General features: G+C 46.5%; 15 protein-coding genes. 6 read left to right on the top strand and 9 right to left on the bottom strand.

From position 1 onward, the window contains the following. Positions 1–208: 208 nt before the first annotated feature. Positions 209–1,777: a calcineurin-like phosphoesterase family protein gene (locus U2P89_RS03315; protein WP_322190611.1), complete on the top strand. Its 1,569-nt coding sequence runs from the start codon at positions 209–211 to the stop codon at positions 1,775–1,777. Between the two features lie 371 nt (positions 1,778–2,148). After that, entirely contained in the window at positions 2,149–2,574 is a 426-nt protein-coding gene (locus tag U2P89_RS03320) for an Hsp20/alpha crystallin family protein (protein WP_076928276.1), read from the top strand. Between the two features lie 53 nt (positions 2,575–2,627). On the opposite strand, the gene U2P89_RS03325 is transcribed toward U2P89_RS03320, so the two are convergent. After that, positions 2,628–3,602: a polyprenyl synthetase family protein gene (locus U2P89_RS03325; RefSeq protein ID WP_313380884.1), complete on the bottom strand. Its 975-nt coding sequence runs from the start codon at positions 3,600–3,602 to the stop codon at positions 2,628–2,630. Positions 3,603–3,826: 224 nt separating this feature from the next. Here U2P89_RS03325 and polA point away from each other — a divergent pair, with 224 nt between their 5' ends. The 4 genes from polA to U2P89_RS03345 are packed head-to-tail and all read left to right on the top strand — an operon-like array spanning position 3,827 to position 9,436. Continuing rightward, positions 3,827–6,625, top strand: a complete 2,799-nt coding sequence (gene polA / locus U2P89_RS03330; protein ID WP_322190612.1) for a DNA polymerase I — start codon at positions 3,827–3,829, stop codon at positions 6,623–6,625. Positions 6,626–6,645: 20 nt separating this feature from the next. Continuing rightward, positions 6,646–7,098: a YqaA family protein gene (locus U2P89_RS03335; RefSeq protein ID WP_091905502.1), complete on the top strand. Its 453-nt coding sequence runs from the start codon at positions 6,646–6,648 to the stop codon at positions 7,096–7,098. A gap of 55 nt (positions 7,099–7,153) precedes the next feature. Continuing rightward, entirely contained in the window at positions 7,154–7,933 is a 780-nt protein-coding gene (locus U2P89_RS03340; protein ID WP_076928272.1) for a radical SAM protein, read from the top strand. Between the two features lie 27 nt (positions 7,934–7,960). Continuing rightward, positions 7,961–9,436, top strand: a complete 1,476-nt coding sequence (locus U2P89_RS03345) for an ATP-binding cassette domain-containing protein (RefSeq protein ID WP_322190613.1) — start codon at positions 7,961–7,963, stop codon at positions 9,434–9,436. Positions 9,437–9,453: 17 nt separating this feature from the next. Here U2P89_RS03345 and U2P89_RS03350 read toward each other — a convergent pair whose 3' ends face one another. The 8 genes from U2P89_RS03350 to U2P89_RS03385 all read right to left on the bottom strand — a co-directional run bounded on the left by U2P89_RS03350 (position 9,454) and on the right by U2P89_RS03385 (position 21,616). Continuing rightward, positions 9,454–10,722: an MFS transporter gene (locus U2P89_RS03350; protein ID WP_313380889.1), complete on the bottom strand. Its 1,269-nt coding sequence runs from the start codon at positions 10,720–10,722 to the stop codon at positions 9,454–9,456. A 13-nt stretch (positions 10,723–10,735) separates the two neighbouring features. After that, on the bottom strand, positions 10,736–11,794 hold the full coding sequence (locus tag U2P89_RS03355; protein ID WP_322190614.1) for a sialidase family protein: 1,059 nt from the start codon (positions 11,792–11,794) through the stop codon (positions 10,736–10,738). Next, positions 11,778–12,869 carry an alkaline phosphatase gene (locus U2P89_RS03360; protein WP_322190615.1) on the bottom strand — a complete coding sequence of 364 codons (1,092 nt, stop codon included), beginning with the start codon at positions 12,867–12,869 and terminating at the stop codon, positions 11,778–11,780. Before U2P89_RS03360 ends, U2P89_RS03355 begins: the two co-directional genes overlap by 17 nt. Before the next feature lie 163 nt (positions 12,870–13,032). Beyond that, positions 13,033–13,881 (bottom strand): sugar phosphate isomerase/epimerase family protein, encoded by an 849-nt coding sequence (locus U2P89_RS03365; protein ID WP_322190616.1) that lies wholly within the window; start codon positions 13,879–13,881, stop codon positions 13,033–13,035. Between the two features lie 38 nt (positions 13,882–13,919). Beyond that, on the bottom strand, positions 13,920–15,278 hold the full coding sequence (locus U2P89_RS03370; protein ID WP_322190617.1) for a Gfo/Idh/MocA family oxidoreductase: 1,359 nt from the start codon (positions 15,276–15,278) through the stop codon (positions 13,920–13,922). Positions 15,279–15,334: 56 nt separating this feature from the next. After that, positions 15,335–17,680, bottom strand: coding sequence for a hypothetical protein (locus U2P89_RS03375; RefSeq protein ID WP_322190618.1), 2,346 nt, complete (start codon positions 17,678–17,680; stop codon positions 15,335–15,337). Positions 17,681–17,693: 13 nt separating this feature from the next. Then, the gene (locus U2P89_RS03380) at positions 17,694–20,351 is read right to left on the bottom strand and encodes a glycoside hydrolase family 2 protein (protein WP_322190619.1); all 2,658 of its coding nucleotides are present in this window, start codon (positions 20,349–20,351) and stop codon (positions 17,694–17,696) included. A 20-nt stretch (positions 20,352–20,371) separates the two neighbouring features. Next, positions 20,372–21,616 carry a metallophosphoesterase family protein gene (locus U2P89_RS03385; RefSeq protein WP_322190620.1) on the bottom strand — a complete coding sequence of 415 codons (1,245 nt, stop codon included), beginning with the start codon at positions 21,614–21,616 and terminating at the stop codon, positions 20,372–20,374. Positions 21,617–21,620: the final 4 nt, after the last annotated feature.

Raw genomic sequence — 21,620 nt, forward strand, 5'->3', positions numbered from 1 at the left:
TGGCATAGCTCAAACAAGTTTGGCTCTGCTCATTTAGCTTAACGAAAAAGTTCACTAAAGTTAGACTTTTTCTCGCTATGGCATAGCTCAAACAAGTTTGGCTCTGCTCATTTAGCTTAACGAAAAAGTTCACCGATTCGTAACAGTTTGACAGGAAGAAAGACATATCTTTGCAATTCAATATAGCTCAATCATAAAACACACGGCAATGCAAAAAAATTTACTCTTTCTTATTCTGCTATTCAGCAGCATCCTGGCCTATTCCCAACAGACTGCCAAAGGATATGTATATGAAGATGCCAATAGAAACGGGAAGAAAGACAGGCGTGAAGCCGGTATTCCCAATGTGTCCGTTTCAAACGGAACAGATGTGGTACTTACGGATAGTAAAGGATTTTACACTCTCCCTGTAAATGACGGTAGTACTATCTTCGTGATCAAGCCCGGCGGATACAAAACTCCTGTGGATGAAAATTTTATTCCCCGGTTCTATTACCACCACAAACCGGAGGGTTCACCCGATTCTTTCACCTATAAAGGAATATCACAAACGGGAAGTCTCCCTAAGTCGATAGATTTTGCGTTTCACAAACAGGATGAGCCGGAGAACTTCACCGCCGTTATTTTCGGTGACCCACAACCCTATTCCATTCAGGATATGGATTATTTCACGGAAAAAATAGTGAATGATGTGGTGAAAACCGATAAAACCCTGTTCGGTATAAGCTTAGGTGACATCGCAGGTGATAATCTTGATCTGCATCCGGTCTATAAAGAGCGGATGCGCCGCCTACAGTTGCCATGGTACAACGTAATGGGTAATCACGACATGAATTACGACGCGCCATCCGATGAGCTCTCGGATGAAACCTTCAAAAAGAATTTCGGCAGCGCCAATTATGCCTTCAACTACGGCAAGGCACATTTTATCATCCTTGACAACATCCTTTATCCCGATCCGCGTGATGGCAAAGGTTACTGGGGCGGCTACCGTGAGGACCAGCTTATTTTTCTGGAAAACAACCTGAAGCATGTCCCCAAAAACAAACTGGTGGTTTTGTCGCAACACATTCATATGAAAGACAATTCGGGTGGTTCGTACCGGTTGGAAGACCGCCAGCGCCTGTTCGACCTGCTGAAAGATTATGAGAATGTACTGATCATGTCGGCGCACACCCATTTACAGGACCAGATCGAATACACCGAAGCAGACGGATGGAAAGGAAAAAAACCTCTGCATGAATATAATGTGGGTACTACTTCGGGCGACTGGTATTCGGGGAAACTGGATGAGAAGGGATTACCCGACGCTACTATGCGTGACGGCACGCCGCAAGGATATGCTTTCCTGAATATCAACGGGAATCAATATGATGTGGATTACAAAGTTGCCGGTAGGGAAAGCGAGTATCAAATGAATATCTTTGCTCCGAAAGTAGTGCCGCACAAAGGAAGAACCACATCTCAAATCATGGTGAACTTCTTTATGGGCAGTCAAAACGATTTGGTCGAATACCGGATTGATGAGGGGGGATGGCGGAAAATGCACTATGTCTCCGCTCCCGACCTCTACTATCTCACAAAATTACTGGAGTGGGATTTCACCGAGGAATTACTGCCGGGACGACGTCCTTCGAATCCCGTGAACAGCACACACGTATGGATCGGCTCTGTTCCAACGGATTTGCCGGCGGGCAAGCATACCATCGAAGTACGGGTTACCGACAGATATAGCAAGACTCACTCCGGCAAAAGAACATATTCAATCCTCGAATAATTTTTCCTGCCGAACGGCCAAACCAATCGAAAAGAGACTGTCATACACCTTTGACACGCTGTGTCAACGAGGTTTGTCAACCAATAAAGCACGTCAAAAGGAACCATTCTACCCTACCCTGAATGGTCTCTTTTTACAACAATATCTCTCTGTACAAGCACCGGATACTAATCTCAAAAAAACATTTTCAATTTCAACATCCCCTAAATACTGCCATTTTGTCTTTATATTTTACAGTTTTAAACCGTTTTTTGATCTTTTTCAGCCATTTTGTCATATGTATGCATAAAGACGGGCTAAAGTTCCTCCCGGCATGTATTTTGCCCTTTTGATAGTGTAACAAAAGAAAACTAAAAGAAAGGAGTAAAATTATGGCAATTATCAGACGTACAAACAACTGGTTACCGAGTATTTTCAATGACTTTTTCGGTAATGAATGGATGGAAAACAGCAGCAGATCTGTTCCTGCCATCAATATCCAGCAGAATGAAAAAGGATTTACGGTGGAAGTTGCGGCTCCGGGCATGACCAAAGAAGACTGTGTGGTGAGGATCGATGAGGAAAATAATCTGGTGATCTCCTTTGAGAAGAAGAATGAACAAGAAGAAAAAGATAAAAAGGGAGCTTACCTCAGACGTGAATTTTCTTATACGCAGTTCCAAAGAAGAATGGTATTGCCTGAGAACGTAGAAAAGGATAAGATCTCCGCAAAGGTGGAAAACGGGGTTTTGACCGTTGAAATCCCCACTGTGGAAGAAGAAAAAGTTTCTACATCCAAGCTGATTGAAATCCAATAAGTAACAAAAAATGAATCGGGTAAGGGAGTGGCCAATGGTTCCACTCTCTTTTTTTAATGATCCCGATCATTCAAATAGATCAGGAGAAGACGCAAAAGAGTTTTGATCTGGTCATCGATGGAGAGCTCCGAGATGATCGTTTCCGCCTCATCCAGCAATTCCCGTATCTTTTTATAGGCATATTCTACCCCACCATATTCTTTGGCAAAATCAAGCACCCTCTCGATATTTTCATCTGAATAATCCCGTGATTGAATGATTTTCAACATCCCGTCGGAAACCGTCCGGGGTGCATGCTGCAAAGCATATATAAGGGGAAGTGTCACTTTACCTTCCCGGATATCGTTTCCGGTAGGTTTACCCACATCGGTTTTGTAATAATCAAAGATATCATCCCTTATCTGGAAACAGATACCCAGGATGCCTCCCAACCGGCTGAATCCGGAGATAGTCTGCGGGGAAGCGCCTCCGGTAATAGCTCCGATAGTAATGCTGGCACGCAATAAAGAGGCTGTCTTCTTTTCGATCACCTGAAAATAGGATACTTCATCAATTAGGATCTCCTCAGCAAGTGCAAACTGTACCAACTCTCCTTCCGCAAGACTTTTTCCCAACTCCGACATGATACGTACAATATTGAGATCCTTAGTCTTTACACTCTCAGCCAAAGCCGACGACAAAAGATAATCACCCACAAGTACCGCCCTGGTGTTATCATAAACAGCATTCACAGAACGCCTGCCCCTGCGCATATCGGACTTATCAATCACATCATCATGTACAAGCGTGGCTGTATGCAACAACTCAACAGTCACAGCACCATGATATGTTTCCGGAATAATCTGCCCGCAGGCTTTTGCAGTCAGCAACACCAACATGGGTCTTAACCGTTTACCATTCGCCTTAAAAACATAATCGATAATACCTGAAATGCGGGGATTGTCGTTTTTGATTGACTCTCGTAAATAAGTATCAAAAAGTTCCAGTTCTTCCTGCAAAAAATCTCTTATGACCTGACTCTGATCCATCGCATCGTGAATTTTATGTCACAAATTTATAAATTATTCTCCTCTTAGCAACAAATATTCGTAACTTTACATTTCTTAATCAGATTTTGAACGTTTTCGTTAAGCTAAAATAACGCGTAAGCGAGGGCCGTGTCAAGCTCGCTTGAACATTGCCGAGCAAGAGTTATTTATTTAAATGAGCAAAGTCAAGCATAGAAAACAACTAAATTTATTTGAATATAATTATGCACAAAAACAAGCTTTTCCTTCTGGACGCCTATGCTCTTATTTATCGTTCCTATTATGCTTTCATCAGGAACCCGAGAGTAAACTCAAAAGGTGAGAACACATCTGCCATCTTCGGATTTGTGAATACACTGGAAGAAGTACTCCATAAGGAAAATCCATCACATATCGCGGTGGCTTTCGATCCTGATGGCCCTACTTTCCGTCATCAGGAATTCGAGGCCTATAAGGCGCAACGTGAAGCTACCCCTGAAGATATCAGGCGATCGGTTCCCATCATCAAGCAGGTCATTGCCGCTTACAATATCCCCATACTGGAAGTGCCCGGCTATGAAGCAGATGATGTAATCGGCACTATTGCCAAACGGGTAGATAAGGACCGTTTTGATGTTTATATGATGACACCGGACAAAGACTACGGGCAGCTTGCCGAGTCCCATATCTTCATCTACAAACCCAAATACGGCAGCAATGATTTCGATATCCTGGACGATAAAAAGGTAATGGAAAAGTATGACCTCTCGAGTCCAACCCAGATGGTCGACCTGCTGGGGCTGATGGGAGATACCTCAGATAATATCCCCGGGTGCCCGGGAGTAGGAGAAAAGACGGCTATAAAACTGCTCAAAGAGTTCGGCACAATCGAAAACCTACTTGCACAAAGCCATCAACTGAAAGGTGCGTTGCAAAAGAAGGTAGAGGATAACCGGGAACAGATCCTTTTCTCAAAATTCCTTGCCACTATCAAGACGGATGTACCCATTGAGGTAAAAGAGGATGATTTTGCCCGGAAAGAGATAAACAGAGAGGCCATGAAGGCACTTTTCGAAACGCTGGAATTCCGTACATTCCTGAATCGCATGTTCAACCAGACGCCTGCGGTCGTTGTATCCAAAGGGCCTGTACAGGGCAATCTGTTTGATACGGTCGAAGTCGAAGAGGAAACCGAAATAGAAACACTGCCGCCGGTCGAATTATCCGCCGGTTACACCGATATCCACACAACACCCCATCAATACACGATGATACGGTCGGAAGAGGAAATGGCAGGACTATGCAAAAAGTTGACGGCACAGCCATCGGTCTGCTTCGACACGGAAACTACCGGTATGGATCCGTTATTAAGTGACCTGGTGGGACTCTCCTTCGCGTTCAAGGAGGGGGAAGCCTGGTATGTACCTATTTCTGCCAACCGTGAAGAGGCCTATCGCCAGGCAGCGATATTCAAGCCTTTCTTTGAAAATGAGGCTATCGATAAGATCGGACAAAACCTCAAATATGATATCCTGTCGCTCCGCAATTATGATATCCATGTGAAAGGGAAACTCTTCGACACCATGATCGCCCACTATCTCCTGAACCCGGAAATCCGGCACGGGATGGATTATATGGCTGAAACCTACCTGAAATACCGGACGATCCATATCGAAGAACTGATCGGCCCAAGAGGTAAGAACCAAAAAAGTATGCGCGATGTGGATCCGAAGATCGTGGTCGATTATGCCGCAGAAGATGCTGACATCACGCTGAAATTGAAAAATATACTGGAACATGAGATCCACGACAACAACCTGGAAAAGCTGTTCTACGACATTGAATGTCCTCTTATCTATGTACTGGCCGATATGGAATGGACCGGGGTAAGGCTCGACCTGAAAGCATTGGAAGAGCTTTCTACCCAATACACCGCCGAACTGCAACGGATTGAAAAAGATATCACCGATATGGCCGGTATCGAGTTCAATGTCAATTCTCCCAAACAAATCGGTGAGATACTGTTTGACAGGCTGATGATCGTGGATAAGCCAAAAAAGACCAAGACCGGACAATATAAAACCAGTGAGGAAGAGCTGGAGAAAATCCGCTCGAAACATCCGATCATCGAAAAGATACTGGAACAGAGGGGACTTAAAAAACTGCTCGGTACTTATATCGATGCATTCCCGCTGCTTATCAATCCCCGTACGGGTAAGATACACACCTCATTCAACCAGACGGTAGCCGCCACAGGACGCCTGAGCAGCACCAACCCCAATCTGCAGAATATCCCTATCCGTGATGAACGGGGTAAAGAGATGCGGAAAGTATTTATTCCCGACGAAGGATGCCTGTTTGTTTCATCGGACTACTCACAGATCGAACTGCGTATTATGGCTCACCTGAGCGGTGACAAGAACATGACCGAAGCGTTCAGTAAAGGGCAGGATATCCATGCCGCTACTGCTGCCAAGATCTATAAGATTCCCCTCGAAGAGGTCACCGGGGATATGCGGCGTAAGGCAAAAACAGCCAACTTCGGGATTATCTACGGCATCACACCCTTCGGCTTGTCGGAACGGCTTACCATCTCCCGTACCGAAGCCAAAGAACTGATCGATGGATATTTTGAGACTTTCCCTCAGGTGAAACAATATATGGATGAAAGTATCTCCCAGGCGCGTGAAAAAGGCTTTGTGGAGACGCTTCTGGGACGTAAGCGGTATCTGGCCGACATCAACTCCCGGAATGCCATCGTACGTGGCTATGCTGAACGGAATGCCATCAACGCTCCTATCCAGGGGAGTGCGGCAGATATCATCAAAATGGCCATGATCCGCATCTTCACCAGGTTACAAAAGGAGAAGCTCCAATCCAAAATGATCCTTCAGGTACATGACGAATTGAATTTCAATGTATTCCCGGAGGAATTGGAAAAAGTAAAAGCAATTGTGACGGAGGAGATGGAAAATGCCTGTCAATTGTCAATCCCGCTGAAGACCGACATAGGGGTGGGGGAAAACTGGCTGGCAGCACACTAATCAATTAGCATATCAGTTGTATGCTCGACGGATTAGCGGAATTCGGTTACTGGGGACTACTGCTGGCTTCTTTTCTGGCAGCCACTATCCTACCGTTAAGTTCGGAAGTGGTTTTCGCCGCGCTGATTGCCGCAGGATATGATATATGGAGTTGCATCACCTATGCCACGGTTGGAAACTCCATTGGCGGTGCAACCTGCTATTATCTGGGGCGCTTAGGCAAAATAGAATGGCTCGAAAAGTGGTTTAATATAAAACGGGAGAAGATAGATGGCATGATCTCACGGTTGCAAACCAAAGGGGCGATTATGGGTTTTTTCGGCTTTCTCCCCGGTGTGGGAGACCTGATGCTGGTCGCATTAGGCTTCATGCGGGCCAACACATCCATAGTGATGATATCAATGACTGCCGGTAAATTTCTGCGGTATCTGATGATCGCTTTCGGCACCGACCGCATCCTTTCATGGTTTTAATGGAACAGCCGCTCATTTTTAGTTTTTCATTTTTAGTTTTTAGTTTTCAACTTCCATGTCTACTATACTTTTTCATGAGATTGTTTTTGGGCCTATCCACAGCAGGAGGCTGGGGGTATCGCTTGGAATGAACCTGCTGCCGTATGACGGTAAGCTCTGTTCATTCGACTGTATCTATTGCGAATGCGGGTTCAATAAGGATTTCCGTACAAAGACCAAATTACCCGACCGGGAAAATGTGCGGGCGGCGCTGGAGGATAAACTGTTATCGCTCCGCCGGGAAGGAATCACACCCGATGTAATCACTTTTGCCGGTAACGGGGAACCGACGATGCATCCTGAATTCAAGGGTATCATTGATGACACCATAGAGTTACGGAACCGTTATTTCCCCGATGCCAAAATAAGTGTGCTGACAAACGGTATGCACCTCAACAAGCCCGAGGTATTCGAGGCACTCCAAAAGATAGAGAATCCCATAGTGAAACTCGACTCGGCACTCGATAAGACCGTACGTCTGCTCGACCGTCCCAACGCACCAGGATATTCAGTGGCCAAACAGGTAGAACGCTATAAGCGTTTCAAAGGTGATTTTATCCTGCAGACTATGTTCGTGAGAGGCCGGTTCGAGGGAAAGGAGATAGACAATACCACCGAAGAGGAGATTTCAGCATGGTTAGAGCTCGTCAGGGCGCTTAATCCCCGCGAGGTGATGATCTACACCATCGACCGGGAAACGCCCGCTAAAGAGCTTGAAAAAGTGCCTGTCGGCGATTTGCAGAAAATAGCTGCCAGGGTGGAAGGGTTAGGGATACAAACAAACGTGGCGGGATAAGGCTCTTTCATCTTACTTCAAACATTTATGCATCAGGTCATTGCACTGGACAACGTTATACCAAGGATGCCCGATTCACCTTTCACACAACCTATCAACTGGCAAATTAACAGTGATGAGGTTTGGGGCATTACAGGGCGTAACGGAAGTGGTAAATCATTACTATCGGAACTGATATGTGGAAAGATAGCAATACAATCAGGTAATATCCGGTATCATTTTTCAGATGATCCGGATAAAAAAGGCGGTTTCCGGTTACCTTCCCAACAGATCAGGAAGATCGAGTTCAACGCCGCCTATTCCCTACTCGATTACCGTAAGCTATTCTATCAACAACGATTCAATAACTCCGAAAATGAAGAAATACCGTTGGTAAGTGATCTATTACCATTAGACAACCTCTCCGAAGAGAATCGTCTTATTTTCAAAACTTTCCATCTTTTCGACCTAATGGATCGGAAGTTTATCCACCTGTCAAGTGGAGAATTACGGAAATTTCTTATAGCTAAGGTATTGCTCGACAACCCGAAAATGCTGATATTCGATAATCCCTTTATCGGTCTGGATGAAGAATCGCGTAAGTCTCTCAATGCAATGTTTGTGTTTCTTCTTAACCGCTGTAATATCCGGCTATTGTTTATTTCTCCGTCATTCGACGACCTGCCGGCCTGCACGACGCATATCTTGGAAATGAAACACTGCTCGGTCAACTTCCGTGGAGAAAAATCTGATTTTATCCCGGAAAGCCTGTCTATGACAGCTTCTCTTCCCGGAATCAACTGGGATGATTTCACACCCGAAGACCGTAACCCCGAAAGCAACGAACTTGTATCGATGACCCATGTGGATATTGCTTACGGGAAAAGAATCATTCAGAAGGATGTCAACTGGACAATCTTAAAGGACGAAAAATGGGCGCTATTGGGGCCTAATGGTTCCGGGAAGTCGACCTTACTCAGTTATATCTTTGCCGACAATCCGCAGGCATATGCTAAGAATATACGCCTCTTTGGGAGAAAAAGAGGAACCGGGGAAAGCATTTGGGATATCAAACGGCGTATTGGCTTCAGCTCTTCAGAATTACACCTCTATTACAGGGAAAATGTAAGTTGTTCGGCGGTGGTTGCCTCCGGATTTTTCGACAGTATCGGATTATACCGCAAGTGCAATGCACAACAGACTCTTCTCTCGGAGAAATTAATGGAAATATTACAAATAGCACACTTGAAAGAAAGGCCGTTCCTGAAAGTCTCTTCGGGCGAACAGCGGTTACTCTTTTTTGCCAGGGCGCTGATCAAAAATCCTGAATTATTAATTCTTGATGAGCCTTTCCACGGATTAGACCGGCATAACAAAATACGGTGTACATCCATCGTAGAGTCTTTTGCATACCAAAACGGAAAGTCCCTCATCTATGTAACCCATAGAAAAGAAGAGATCCCCGATTGTATAAATCACTTTATGATCTTGCAACAATACGAAGAGCTCTCTTCCGAAGAATAAAACAGAAAAATTTCCTGTTATTTCATTTTTTCCAGCAATTCATCCGTCATGTCTATCGTTCTGGGACTGAGGACAGTCAACTGCAGGATAATGGCAATGACAACTGCTCCGATCATCGTAATAAAAACAGTATTCATATGACCGGCATCCAACGCTTTACCCAGCTCATTGGTAATCACTGCCCCGGCAGAAATACCTGCCAGATTCATAAATCCGTAACCGGTGGCACGATAACGTGACGGCACAAACTGGCAGAGGATCGGCATATTATTCACATCGAAGATCCCGAATCCAAGACCGAACATAAGTGCCCCGGTAACAATCAAGGACAAACCGCTACCGTAACCGATCAATACCAATGCCGGAATAGTGAGTCCCAATCCGATCACACCGGTATAGATCCGTCCTTTTAACCGCTTCGCCACCCAACGGTCGGACATATATCCTCCGACCAACACACCGACTAACGACGCCATTGCCAATGTCATAGTCGACAAAGGCCCTGCTTTTTCCATTCCCATATTGAGCGATTCCGAGAACAGTGTCGGCAGCCAGTTTTTAGTCGCCCATCCCGGTAGACTCGGTGCGGAAAAGTAAAAGAGGATTACCCAGAATGCAATATTGGAGAAAAGCATGGCCAGCCCCTTTCCCATTGCACTGAATTCCTGTCTGACAGACCTCTTCCTGGTCGTATCGATCGAATAGGTTTTCCTTTCACGCAAAAAGGCAATCAACAACAAACTATACATCATTCCGATAAGGCCAAATGTATGAAATGTAAACTGCCAGGAGGTACCTGCGGCCAGAGTCGCTCCGAATCCACCGAATGCCTGCCCGAGATAGATCCCTGAAGTGTGGAATCCAATGGCTAATGACCGGGTTTTTCCCTGATGATAATCCGCAATCAGGGAGAGGGCGGCAGGTACATAAAAAGCCTCACTGACACCCATAGCGGCCCTCAGAATATATAACTGGTCTATATTCCGGGCATACCCCATGGTAAGGGTTACTCCCGACCAGACAAAGAGGCTGACCACGATCAGCCATTTGCGGTTCAGCCGGTCGGCAATAATACCCGATAATGGACTCATAAAGGCGTATATCCAGAGAAATACCGCCATCAGCCGTCCAAAATTGGTTGCGGTAACCAGTTCTGCTATATCCACTTCCATAAATGGTTTCATGGTGGCAAGCATCTGCCGGTCGAGATAGTTCAACAGCGCTACAAACCACAGCATAGCCACCACTAACCATGGATAGGATTTTTTTGAAGTTAAATTCGACATAAGCCTCATCAATTTAGAACTTCAATTGCACGTATTTGATCTTTTCGCGATTATAGGTATAAGTCACATGGATAATCCCGTCCTTATCCTGTATAATGGCAGGGTAGCTGAATTCACCGGAGGGTTGGTCTTCCAGATCGATCAGCTTCTCCCATATTTTACCGTCATATGAACCGGCTATCGCCAATTTATTCCTACCTGAGGTAACCGGATTGTAGATAATCAACTGCAAGCCACCGGATAGGGTCACAGCATCCGTACCGGAGTTATTATTGGGCAGCTCGGTCGGTGCCAGGGGCGACCATGTTTTACCGTTGTCATACGACCAGGACTCCACCACTCTTTCGTTTTTCGAGCGGCAGAGAATTTGAAGGGCTCCATCCTTATGGAATAATACTGAAGGCTGGATAGCGTCAAAACCATTATTGTCGACCTCTATCTTTTCCCAATCCGTCAGATCCTGGTTCGACATCTCCATATAGACATTCCATTTGCCTACGATCTCTATGCTGGTAGGGTAGAGTATTTTGCCTCCGGGGATGATTACCGGTTTGTTTTTGATCGGCCCGAGGCATCCGCGCGGAATAGCCTCCATGGCAGACCAACTCTTACCTTCATCGGTCGATATCTTGTATTCACCCCACCAGGTACTGGGACTTGGCCCTACTTTGTAATAAAGGATCAAGTCCCCATTGTCACGTTTGAATAAGACCGGATTCCAGCTGGGAAATCTCTGTGACTCATTCTGTACGCCATCGGCCACTTTAACAGGTTCGCTCCATTGGCCATTTTTGAATCTGGAAGTATAAATACTCACATCGGGATGCCTCTCGTAGGTACCCCCGAACCATGCTGCCAATATGCCATCCCCTGTCTCCACAATGGTCGAGGCATGTGCTGACGGTACTGAAGCCGGCTCCGGGATTATTTCCGAATGAAGGATCACCGGTTTAATTGCAAGTAACCGGCTCCTGTCTGTTTGCTCAGAAAAAGAGTCGTTGCCAGACACTCGTCCTGCCGATAGTAAAAGCAGGCATAACAGCAGTGCAATATTATTATTTTTCAATATCATATAACTTTAATACTTTGGTAAGAATATCGGTATTCTCGTATATCCCGGCAAATTCGGCGGCACCTGCGCCATAGGCAAACACGGGAACCATCACGGCGGAATGCCCTTTTGTACCATAATTGGCTTCTACTTCCCCGGTCGACAGGTCACCTCCTGTAAGCGACATGCCTCCTGTCTCATGGTCTGCGGTAATGATGACAAGCGTATTGGGATCCTGGTCCGCATAATCGAAAGCCACTTTAATAGCCCGGTCGAAATCCAGCATTTCACTGATAGTGGCATCCTTATCATTCGCATGGCAAGCCCAATCGATTTGGGAACCTTCCACCATCAGACAAAAACCTTTGTCATTGTTTTTCAGAAGATTGATAGCCGCTTGTACACTTTCGGGAAGGAATTCCCCCCTTTCAGGATAGAGAGCCGGATGTTCGTCTGCTACCAGACCTGCCAGTTTACCCGAGCCGACTTTCTTGATATCGTCCAGGTTGAAAGCAATCTGGAAACCTTTTGCAGACAGTTTATCAAGCAGATTCTCGTTATCAGAGCGACCATCGAAGTATTTCTTCCCTCCTCCAATAAAGACCGAAAGATCAGAATTCACAAAATCGACTGCGATCTCCTCTTCCATTTTACGACTAGGCTGGTGGGCAACAAATGATGCCGGCGTAGCATGGGTAACGGCACAACTCACTACAACCCCAGTAGACAAACCGTTTTCAGCTGCATACTCCAGCATCGATTTAACCGGATTCCCGTCCGCATCAACCCCAATAGCACCGTTCTTTGTTTTGGTTCCGCATGCGATGGCTGTACCGCCTGCGGCAGAATCGGTTATATAGCTGCTTGCAGAATAGGTCTTTGAGAAACCTACGAATTGACACTGTTCCAGAAAAAGTACCCCCTTATTTGCCGTCAATCCCGCATACACCTGGCTGACACCCATTCCGTCTCCAATCATCACAATCACGTTCTTTACCTGCGGGGCAGCCTTTTCTTCGGTCTTATTACCTGTAGATGCACATTGTACAAAGAATATCGATAAAACAATAAGAAGCAATAAATGAATTTTTTTCATACGATTATTTTTTTTTATATTTCGGTGTATGGAACCTTTGATATTTAAAATAATCATTCCCTTCGGATGTCTAATGATTATTTTAAACATGTCGGTTTCATACGATAATATTTAATTTTTTTAATTGATGATTCAAGTTTCGTAAATAAATTCGGTCAAAAACTTATAACGACCGGAACTGCTCCTGCATATAGGAGAGCGCCGGCTGGATCTCCTGTGGCAGGTCTTTCCACCTGCACTCAATAGAGACACATCCTTTATAGCCAATCTCTTTCAATGCCTTGAAATAGGGCCTGAAGTCATCCCCTTTGGTTCCTGGGGAAGTGCGTTCTTCTCTTTCGGCAATATGGCAATGGCGGATATATTTGCCATACTTCACTATTTCCGAAGCCGGCTCATCTTCCCGCATCATGTGGTATATATCACATAGTAACTGCAAATTGGGGTGATCGACCACTTCCACGATACGGGCACCTTCCTCCAGGGAATTGACCAGATTGGTTTCTGCCCTGTTCAAAGGCTCGATAACCACGGTCACATTGTATTTCTTGGCTAATGGAGCAATCTTTTTACAAAAAGCGATAAACTGCTCCGTAGCTTGCTCCTTACTGACATTCTCCGGCACATTACGGGCTTTTCCGCTTCCGAAAACGATATAGGGTATATTTGCCATCCCGGCCCTACGCAGAGCGGAGTCGGCCCATACCACCGCCTCATCCTGTTTGGCTTCAGGGCCGATAAGTGGCAAACTGCCCGGAATAAAACTGGTACAGGAAATAACCCTGGCATTTAACCTCTTTATTTCATCCAGATGCTCCTGAAACTCAGCATCACTTTTATCAGGCATCAGGTATGCCACATTTGATTCGACATACTGATACCCTGTCGCTTTAAGCAACGGATAATTGGATACACTTGTACACACAGCAAATTCCGGCTCATAAGTGTTGGAAAAAGAGGTCATTCCAAACATAAAGCATATCAGAAGTATATTGTAGTAAACGGATTTCATACGTTCTTAATTCTTCATTTTTCACTCTTCACTCTATTTCAATACTTAAACACCTTACCTCCAGCCATGATCTGTTGTGTTGCCGGATCGTACACCGCACGCATACCTGTCCGGTAGGCGGCGTTAGCCATGGCACAGGCAATAGTGTGGCTATGCCCTGCTTCCACCGGGCAGTTGGTGCCCACATTCTTCGCCCTGACACACTCCATCCAGTTACGCATATGGGCGGATGTGAGGGGATCGCCTCCCGTATTGGCTTCCGCTTCCACGGTAACGCTCGGCAATGTGAACTTGTCGAGCAGGTTGGCCTTTAATCCCATGGCTGATGCCTCACGCTCACGTAGCCCACCCTCGGGAGTAATTTCGTTGGTATCCAGGTTCAACATCCCGCCGTTCGAATAGTAAAGTTCCTTTGTACCCCCGGCAGAATTACTGAAACGGGACGAATAAACCACCTGGAAACCCTTCTCCTGATCATCCAGCGGCCCGTAATCGAATACCGAGGTCAGCGTATCGGCGTTGGTACGGCCGTCTTTCCACTGGTAAATCCCTCCGTTGGATACCACGCTGCGCGGGTAGGGGAAGCCGGTGAACCAGTGTACCGTGTCGATCTGGTGACACATCCATTGTCCCGGTATGCCCGACGAATAGGGCCAGAAGAGGCGATATTCAAGATATTTGCGTGGGTCCCACGCCACTTTGGGACGGTTCATCAGATAGCGGTTCCAGTCCACATCGCTCTCCCGGATAGAAGCACATAAGTCCGGCCTTCTCCAACGGCCCGGTTGGTTCACGTTCCAGCACATCTCGGCAATCACGATATCACCGAATTTTCCGGATTGGATATAATCATGGGCAGCATGGTAATTTGCCCCACTACGGCGCTGTGATCCTATCTGCACCACGATACCGCTTTCCTTGCAGGCTTTTAATGCGGCATTGGCATCATCCATGGTTTCCGCAAACGGTTTTTCGCAATAGGCATCCTTGCGCGCTTTTGCGGCCTCCACCAGATGCAGGGCGTGCTGGAAATCTGCCGTGCTGATAATGACCGCATCAATGTCGTTCCGGTCATACAGTTCTTCGTTATTGCGGCACAGGGCGACATCCCATCCGGTTTTTTCCTTGATATAGGCTCTTCCCTCCTCACGACGGCGGTTCCAGATATCCGACAGTGCTACCAGTTCGAAATTCAACTCCCTGGCATGGTTCATAAAGCTGGGTAAAAGCGAACTCCTGAACCTGTCGGAAAAACCGACAATTCCTACCCGGATCTTATCATTCGCACCGGGGATATGGGCATAACTCTTAGCGCTCAGATCAAAACCGGTACCTCCAATGGCCATAGCAGCTACCCCGGCCGATACTTTTTTAATAAACTCCCTTCTATTTTCCATGACGCATATAATTTATGTTGTTAATTGATTATAGTTTACTGCTAATACGATTTTAATCAATATATCTTTATAAGCCAGATATCACAAACCTTAGAATATTGACGCCAGTTCAGGTGAGACTCTTCCGGTTCATCAAAGGATACTTCCAGCTTACCGTCCTGAAAAAATCGCCTATCTATGGGAAACTCTTTGAATTCCTCCAGTTCCTTATTGTAGAGGGTAGGTGATATGCGCTCTCCATCCACCCTGAGCAATGCATCGCCATATCCGGCTATACGGATCAGGTAACGTGCTTTCGGATCAAGATCCTCATACAGGAGTTGCGGGAAGTTCTGGAATAACTGGGTAGATAGCCTTTTACGGCTCTTTCCACGATCCCACCAGGCCACATCGGTAGCATCATAGACCGTTGTCTTTACCCGCGGACTCTGGCTGATATTCGATATGTTATCGTAATAGCTCCCCTTCCCGGGATTTTCCCATCCGGCGATCACTTCTAAAGCCGAAAGTTTTTCGGCTTCGGTTTCCATTTGTCCGATCTTTTCAAACTGGTCGGACAACCACCAGCGGTTGTTCAGCGGATAGTCCACGAAATCGAGGACACAGCCTCGTTCAGCCCCGCTGGCCTGATATTTTTCCACACTTGTCTGCAAACCTATCGAGTGATACAACGCATCACAATACCCATCGATCTTCTTTCTCAACGAAGGGGCAATATTTACCAGGTCGGCTTCATTCACTTTCTTCAAAGCCAGTTTCATCGCTTTCGCAGCACCCATTTCCGGGGCCTGCCCGAGCAATTTATTGGCTTCCTGTTCCAACCCTTGTTCGTATAACTTCCGCCTCTTGGTATAAGTGTCATAATAAGCGCGGAGAAGCAGCATCTGCCAGCGCCAGTCGTTTTGTAAGCGGGGATAGGCCTCCTCAAGTTGCTGCCAGCGCAGGAAAGTCATCTCTATCCCCCCATTTGCCTCTATCGGGCCGTCCCAGTTGCGTTCCAATCCCAGTATGGCGTCTGCTACACGATCATCGGGTTTGGTGCCAAAGAAGAACCGTACGTATTGTTCCGTAATGCCAGTGGCATCTTCCTCCATACTCCATCCTTTCCGGCTCCAGATAAACTTGTTCAGATCATCATGTGCCCCGTCGGAGTAGGTGAGGAAGCCATCGGTGAAAGGGGCATACCGGTCATGTAATCCGGCATAGTAAAACGGCTGTGGGTTGACCGGCTCACGACCCAACGTAAGGGCAAACGCCTGATCCCATCGGAGGGTGGGGTAGAGGCAACGGACAGTATGGGTAATATCGGCATAATGGCGATGCATATATTTCTTTGGCAGACGATAGCGCGTGTCGGACAGGGGAGGGCTACCCGGACCGCTTACTACTCCCCGCAACCAATCAGGATTTTCTGTCTCCAGGTAATGGTAAAAATAATCGATCTGCTCATCGCTGAAACCCTGCAATGAAACCCAGACACCTGCCCGGGGGTGGTACTTCTCCAGCTCAGCGGCAATCGCTTTTAGGAAAGGCATCACATACCGCGGATGATTATCTCCCGGATCACCGCCCGGCACAAAGACATGGCTCAGATGCGGACACTCCCTGTAATAATCACTGTGTTTTTTCACTTCCGTACGGAACAGGCTTTCATCCGACAGATCCACATTAGCCGGTGTCCAGACCCAATAATCAATGCCATAATTTTTGCATATGGTACTTATATGCCGGTTCATCTCTTCCTTGGATAGTTTCATATGGGGACTGGGCGTATTGTCAAAAGGAATGGTCTCAATACAGTTTGTCCCGAAAATGACCAACTCCCGGATATATTGCTCATACTGCTCCTTTGTCCATGCATCGTAAGAATTGGCGGTATTGCGATAGCCCAATTGATGTCCCCTGACAGGATACTCCGGTGCGCTTTGTATGGCGTTTGAAGAATCGAACAATATCTGCTTGTCGGCAAGCAATGATGTACGCAGCAGATGTCCTGTAGCGAACAAAACCCCACGCTCATCCGCCCCGATAAGCCAGACAATCGGATGGGAGTTATCTTCTTCTACCACGACACTGAATGATTCGGCCTGTAAGGATAATCGAGTCTTTTCAGGAAGTGGTTTACCGTTCAATACCCCATCCGAGGAGAGCGCCAAGGCAATAACGGGTGAGCCACTCCAGCCATCGGTTATGCCTAAATGGATGTCCGTACGCTTGCGGACCTCTTCCTGCAGAACCCGGATGATAGTTTCCTTGACTGGGGATTTGATAGAAGGCGACACAAATAATCTGCTGCCGGAGAGATCGATCTCACCGGCATAAAGAGTTGAGGGTATACACAGTAAAGCAATACAGATTTTTAATACTGCATCCCATTTATTCATGATCTTAGGTCTATACATGGCAGCCAATCTGTTATTTTTTTATCCGTTCTACATTTATTCCCTGTATAATTACCGAAGGTTCAGATATTGCATCAGCCAGACTACAGCGAGCCGTAACCGTTTTTGTGTCATCATTCACCAAAGATACATAATTATCACTCCAATACACCGGAAGTATCGGATTTTCTGTCTGATTATCTACTAATAACAGTTCTATGCTGAATGCGATATTCTTGCTGGTATTGCTCAATTCTACCTCTACAACCCATTCGTCGCCCTCTTTGTACACTTTCTTTGTAGCGCCCACCTGCGGCTGAGGTAGGTTATTCAACTCGTGGAAATCGGCATATCGCTTTTGGGGAGTATAGAACCAATAGTATTGATCCCAATCCATCTGGTCTTCCTGACCCGACAACCAATAAAAATTGTCGGCAACCAGCTTGTGCTGACTGTCATGCAAGGTTAAGTTCAGGAAATAGGTTCCTTTTTTACCGGGTAGTTCCGGTAATTCGGCAAAAACGACGGATGTATTCTCTTTTACAGATAACTTTTTCCCCTGTTCGAATATTATTTTGGACTGACTGTCGTACAATGTTGCCCTGACCGTATGTTCGGTAATATCACCCAATATATCGTTGGAAACATATATTTTCCTATCATGGTAGTTGTAAATGATATTGATGGGTTGACATGCTTTCTTTGTGCCGAAATAGGCGCCGGTAGGCATTAAATACCAATCGTAAAGTTGCCAGTAAAATTCCGGCCAGGCTGAATTCAACTGCCATTGCACCACTCCCGTTGCTACCGGACGGTTTACGACGAATGCCTCGAACATCGGCCGGATGGCTTCATAATTCGCCCATTGTGCCTTCATGGCCAGTTCTTCCAGATTCTCCGGTGTGCCGTATCTTTTGTTTAACGCATTCAGGTAGACTTTCACACTGTTGAAGTCCTTCCGTCCCGAGTGATAATCCCACATCTCGTTCAATGGCGGCCAAAGATATTCTTCGGGGATCATTTTCCTGATACTGCTTATCGGGGGTATTTGCGGTCCGGGACCTGTTTCTGTATTGAACCCGAAAGCGCCCCCCAGTTTTTTATCTTCGAACCAATAGACGGGAGGGACGTATTCATAAGGCCCGTTCATCTTCATCCCCGTTACCCCGGAGAGCTCGCTGGTAAAATCACCGGCAGAGACCAGTAACGAACGGCTTTTGTCATACCTCTCCATTGTCTCGGCGTATTTCTTTTCCAATGAGGGCTTAGGCATGGCATCGCTACCCACCGCCCAGACAAAAATAGAGGGGTGGTTACGCAGCCACAACAGCTGATCCCTGAACATATCCGATAACAATTGTTCTTCTTCAGGAGTGATTTTCACGCCATATTTATCAACCCCTTCATTGATGGGAATATTCTCGTCCTCTTCCGGAACTTCCATCTCCAGGCCAAGGTAATCGGGCCATTCCCATTGGCAGCTCCATCCGACCATCAGCAGGATACCGTTTTCGTCGCAGAGGTCATATATTTCCCGGCTCGTCCCCCAGAAGCCTTCAAACCGGAGAGAATTAAGGTTCATCTCCTTTACGTAGCGTATCTGCGCTCTATTACTACGGGTGTTATCGCGAAGAAAGAGGTCGTCTACCCAACCGGCGCTCTTGACCAGCACTTCCCTTCCGTTTACTTTATATCCCCGTACGTTTTGTTCATTGAGATAGGTATCTATGGTACGGATACCGAAGCGGACCGTCGCCGTGTCGCAGAGCGTATTCCCCTCTTTCAGCGACAGATGCATGGTGTACATTTCCGGATTTCCCAGTCCGTTTGGCCACCAGAGACGAGGATTCTTTATGGTCAACCCTTTGAATTTTTCAGGGCCGAGTTCGGCCAGAAGGGTCTTACCCGGTTCCACAGTAAAAGTCTCACTGACCACACTGTTCTCTACCTTGGCTTCCAGTGTCATTTTTTTGGTTTCGGAATGATGATTGGTCAGTTCTGCCGAAATGGACAGGGTGGCTTCATCCAATGTTTCGGTGTTCACATCGGTTATCACAAAAGGACGGTCGATTGAAGCCTTTCCACTCCGCTTGATCCTTACCGGCCGGTACACACCCATGTTATGGTCGGGTGGGACAGGTGCCCAGTCGACAAACCCCATATAGAAATCACCCGGCTGCGGAGGCAATATCTCGATAGCCAGATTATTTCCCGATTCCAAAGCGATAGAGGTGATATCACAGGCAAACTGTCGGAAGGCTCCGAAAGCACTGTCTGCCGAAAGGATCAGGTGGCCGTTGAGCCATACATTGGCGCTGTAATTAATGCCGTCCAGCAGCAACTTAGTCTGTTCTTTCTCCGGATCGAACCCGGTCAGGTCGAAAGAGGTCCGGTACCACCACGGTTTTTTGAACTGCTCAACCGGTATCTCTTCCAGATTCATACCAAAAAAGGGATCTTCGTATACGCCTGCATTGCATAATGCCCCTAACACCGTGGCGGGTAAAGATGTTTGTATCCAGTTATCCGTCACCGGAGAGACAGATAATGTCTCTCCATCCTGATCCAATCCCTCAGCAGAATGGATATACCAGTTATCGGTCAAAACCAGTTCTTCAATCGTGCTTTTCTGCGTACAGGACCACAAAAAGAAAAGGCCTGCCAACGTAATGATAATATGACTTAACTTCATAGGATTATATCTCCCTCTATTTATTTTGACATAATTGTATCTGTTATCTCCTCCATCAGGTTATTTTTTCCACCTTCCTGCTTTTTGAGCGTGAACTTGTCATATAACCTCCCCGTAGCGGTATACGCCTCATAGGTCAGCTCGCCGGAGTCTATCCGGATAATCTGGTATAACTGTATTTTCTCGGCGGATCGATGCATCCATTCCTGCTTGTCGAGATGGTATAGTTTCGGTCCACTGACGGAGACAATATATGCAGTCCCTTCGGAATGGGTGCGGGCATAGGTATGATCATGCCCCGTCAAGACCAGGTCGACTTTAAACTCATCCAATACCGGTTTCCACAAACTGCGTAATTCCGGGTTGTCACGACCTAATGTCGGAGAAAAGACCGGATGATGAAAGGTAATGATTGTCCATTTATGCGGATTGTTGGAAAGTACCTCCCGCAACCACTCGAGCTGCTCTTCTTCTTTTTCATTCGAATTGAGTGAAACGATCCGTACTCCCTGGTAATCGATATAATAACAACTCTCTTTTACTCCCTCGGGTCCATTCTGGGGGAAAGTGAACTGAGGCTGCCAGAAGCTGCTTAAACGTGGTGAACCGGATTCAGCGTGGCGGTCACGAGAATACTCATGATTTCCGGGAGTGGCAATTACCGGCACAGAAGCATTCACCCATCCCGGAGCATTGAACCATTCACCCCATTGATCATCATTTTCGGCCCTGTTAATGAGGTCTCCGGCATGAAGCGTGAATGCCGCATAGGGAGCATGTCGAAAGGCCTGATGGAAAACGCGTGACCAATAAGTTTTAATATCTGCCTGCGCATCGCCGAAGTAAATAAATGAAAAGGGTTCCGGGTTGGGGGAAGCAGTCCTGAAATGAAACCATTCAGTCCATACATCCCCATCCCCTACCCGATATGTATAAGTGGTTCCGGGAAGCAGTCCCGTGAAGTTCACACTATGGTAACAGACCTCTCCACCCAATTCACTGCTAAATGTTGTGGTTGTCGCTTCTATCTCAGTAGGCCTGATATCATGTCCATTCTCTTCTGCCACGGCAATCTGTGCCAGCGCGCGTTGCACGGAGCGATCCGTCCTCCAGGTGACAGCCTGGGAGTTGGATGGATTCCCCGCCCAGGTTAATACCACTCTGTCAGGATAAGGAGAAGCTGCAATGAAAGAAAATGCAACGAAGCAAAAGAATAGTCTGACAGAGATAGCCTGTATTGTAGAATAAAGTCTGTTGTAGCGCATCTCT

The organism is Proteiniphilum sp., assembly GCF_034331125.1.
Classification (GTDB): domain Bacteria; phylum Bacteroidota; class Bacteroidia; order Bacteroidales; family Dysgonomonadaceae; genus Proteiniphilum; species Proteiniphilum saccharofermentans.

Excerpts from the sequence above, each read along its gene's own strand:
- U2P89_RS03375 (WP_322190618.1), bottom strand. The coding sequence starts at position 17,680 with ATGTATAGACCTAAGATCATGAATAAATGGGATGCAGTATTAAAAATC.
- U2P89_RS03385 (WP_322190620.1), bottom strand. The coding sequence starts at position 21,616 with ATGCGCTACAACAGACTTTATTCTACAATACAGGCTATCTCTGTCAGA.
- U2P89_RS03340 (WP_076928272.1), top strand. The coding sequence starts at position 7,154 with ATGTCTACTATACTTTTTCATGAGATTGTTTTTGGGCCTATCCACAGC.
- U2P89_RS03370 (WP_322190617.1), bottom strand. The coding sequence starts at position 15,278 with ATGGAAAATAGAAGGGAGTTTATTAAAAAAGTATCGGCCGGGGTAGCT.
- U2P89_RS03380 (WP_322190619.1), bottom strand. The coding sequence starts at position 20,351 with ATGAAGTTAAGTCATATTATCATTACGTTGGCAGGCCTTTTCTTTTTG.
- U2P89_RS03315 (WP_322190611.1), top strand. The coding sequence starts at position 209 with ATGCAAAAAAATTTACTCTTTCTTATTCTGCTATTCAGCAGCATCCTG.
- polA (WP_322190612.1), top strand. The coding sequence starts at position 3,827 with ATGCACAAAAACAAGCTTTTCCTTCTGGACGCCTATGCTCTTATTTAT.
- U2P89_RS03360 (WP_322190615.1), bottom strand. The coding sequence starts at position 12,869 with ATGAAAAAAATTCATTTATTGCTTCTTATTGTTTTATCGATATTCTTT.
- U2P89_RS03320 (WP_076928276.1), top strand. The coding sequence starts at position 2,149 with ATGGCAATTATCAGACGTACAAACAACTGGTTACCGAGTATTTTCAAT.
- U2P89_RS03325 (WP_313380884.1), bottom strand. The coding sequence starts at position 3,602 with ATGGATCAGAGTCAGGTCATAAGAGATTTTTTGCAGGAAGAACTGGAA.
- U2P89_RS03355 (WP_322190614.1), bottom strand. The coding sequence starts at position 11,794 with ATGATATTGAAAAATAATAATATTGCACTGCTGTTATGCCTGCTTTTA.
- U2P89_RS03335 (WP_091905502.1), top strand. The coding sequence starts at position 6,646 with ATGCTCGACGGATTAGCGGAATTCGGTTACTGGGGACTACTGCTGGCT.
- U2P89_RS03365 (WP_322190616.1), bottom strand. The coding sequence starts at position 13,881 with ATGAAATCCGTTTACTACAATATACTTCTGATATGCTTTATGTTTGGA.
- U2P89_RS03350 (WP_313380889.1), bottom strand. The coding sequence starts at position 10,722 with ATGTCGAATTTAACTTCAAAAAAATCCTATCCATGGTTAGTGGTGGCT.
- U2P89_RS03345 (WP_322190613.1), top strand. The coding sequence starts at position 7,961 with ATGCATCAGGTCATTGCACTGGACAACGTTATACCAAGGATGCCCGAT.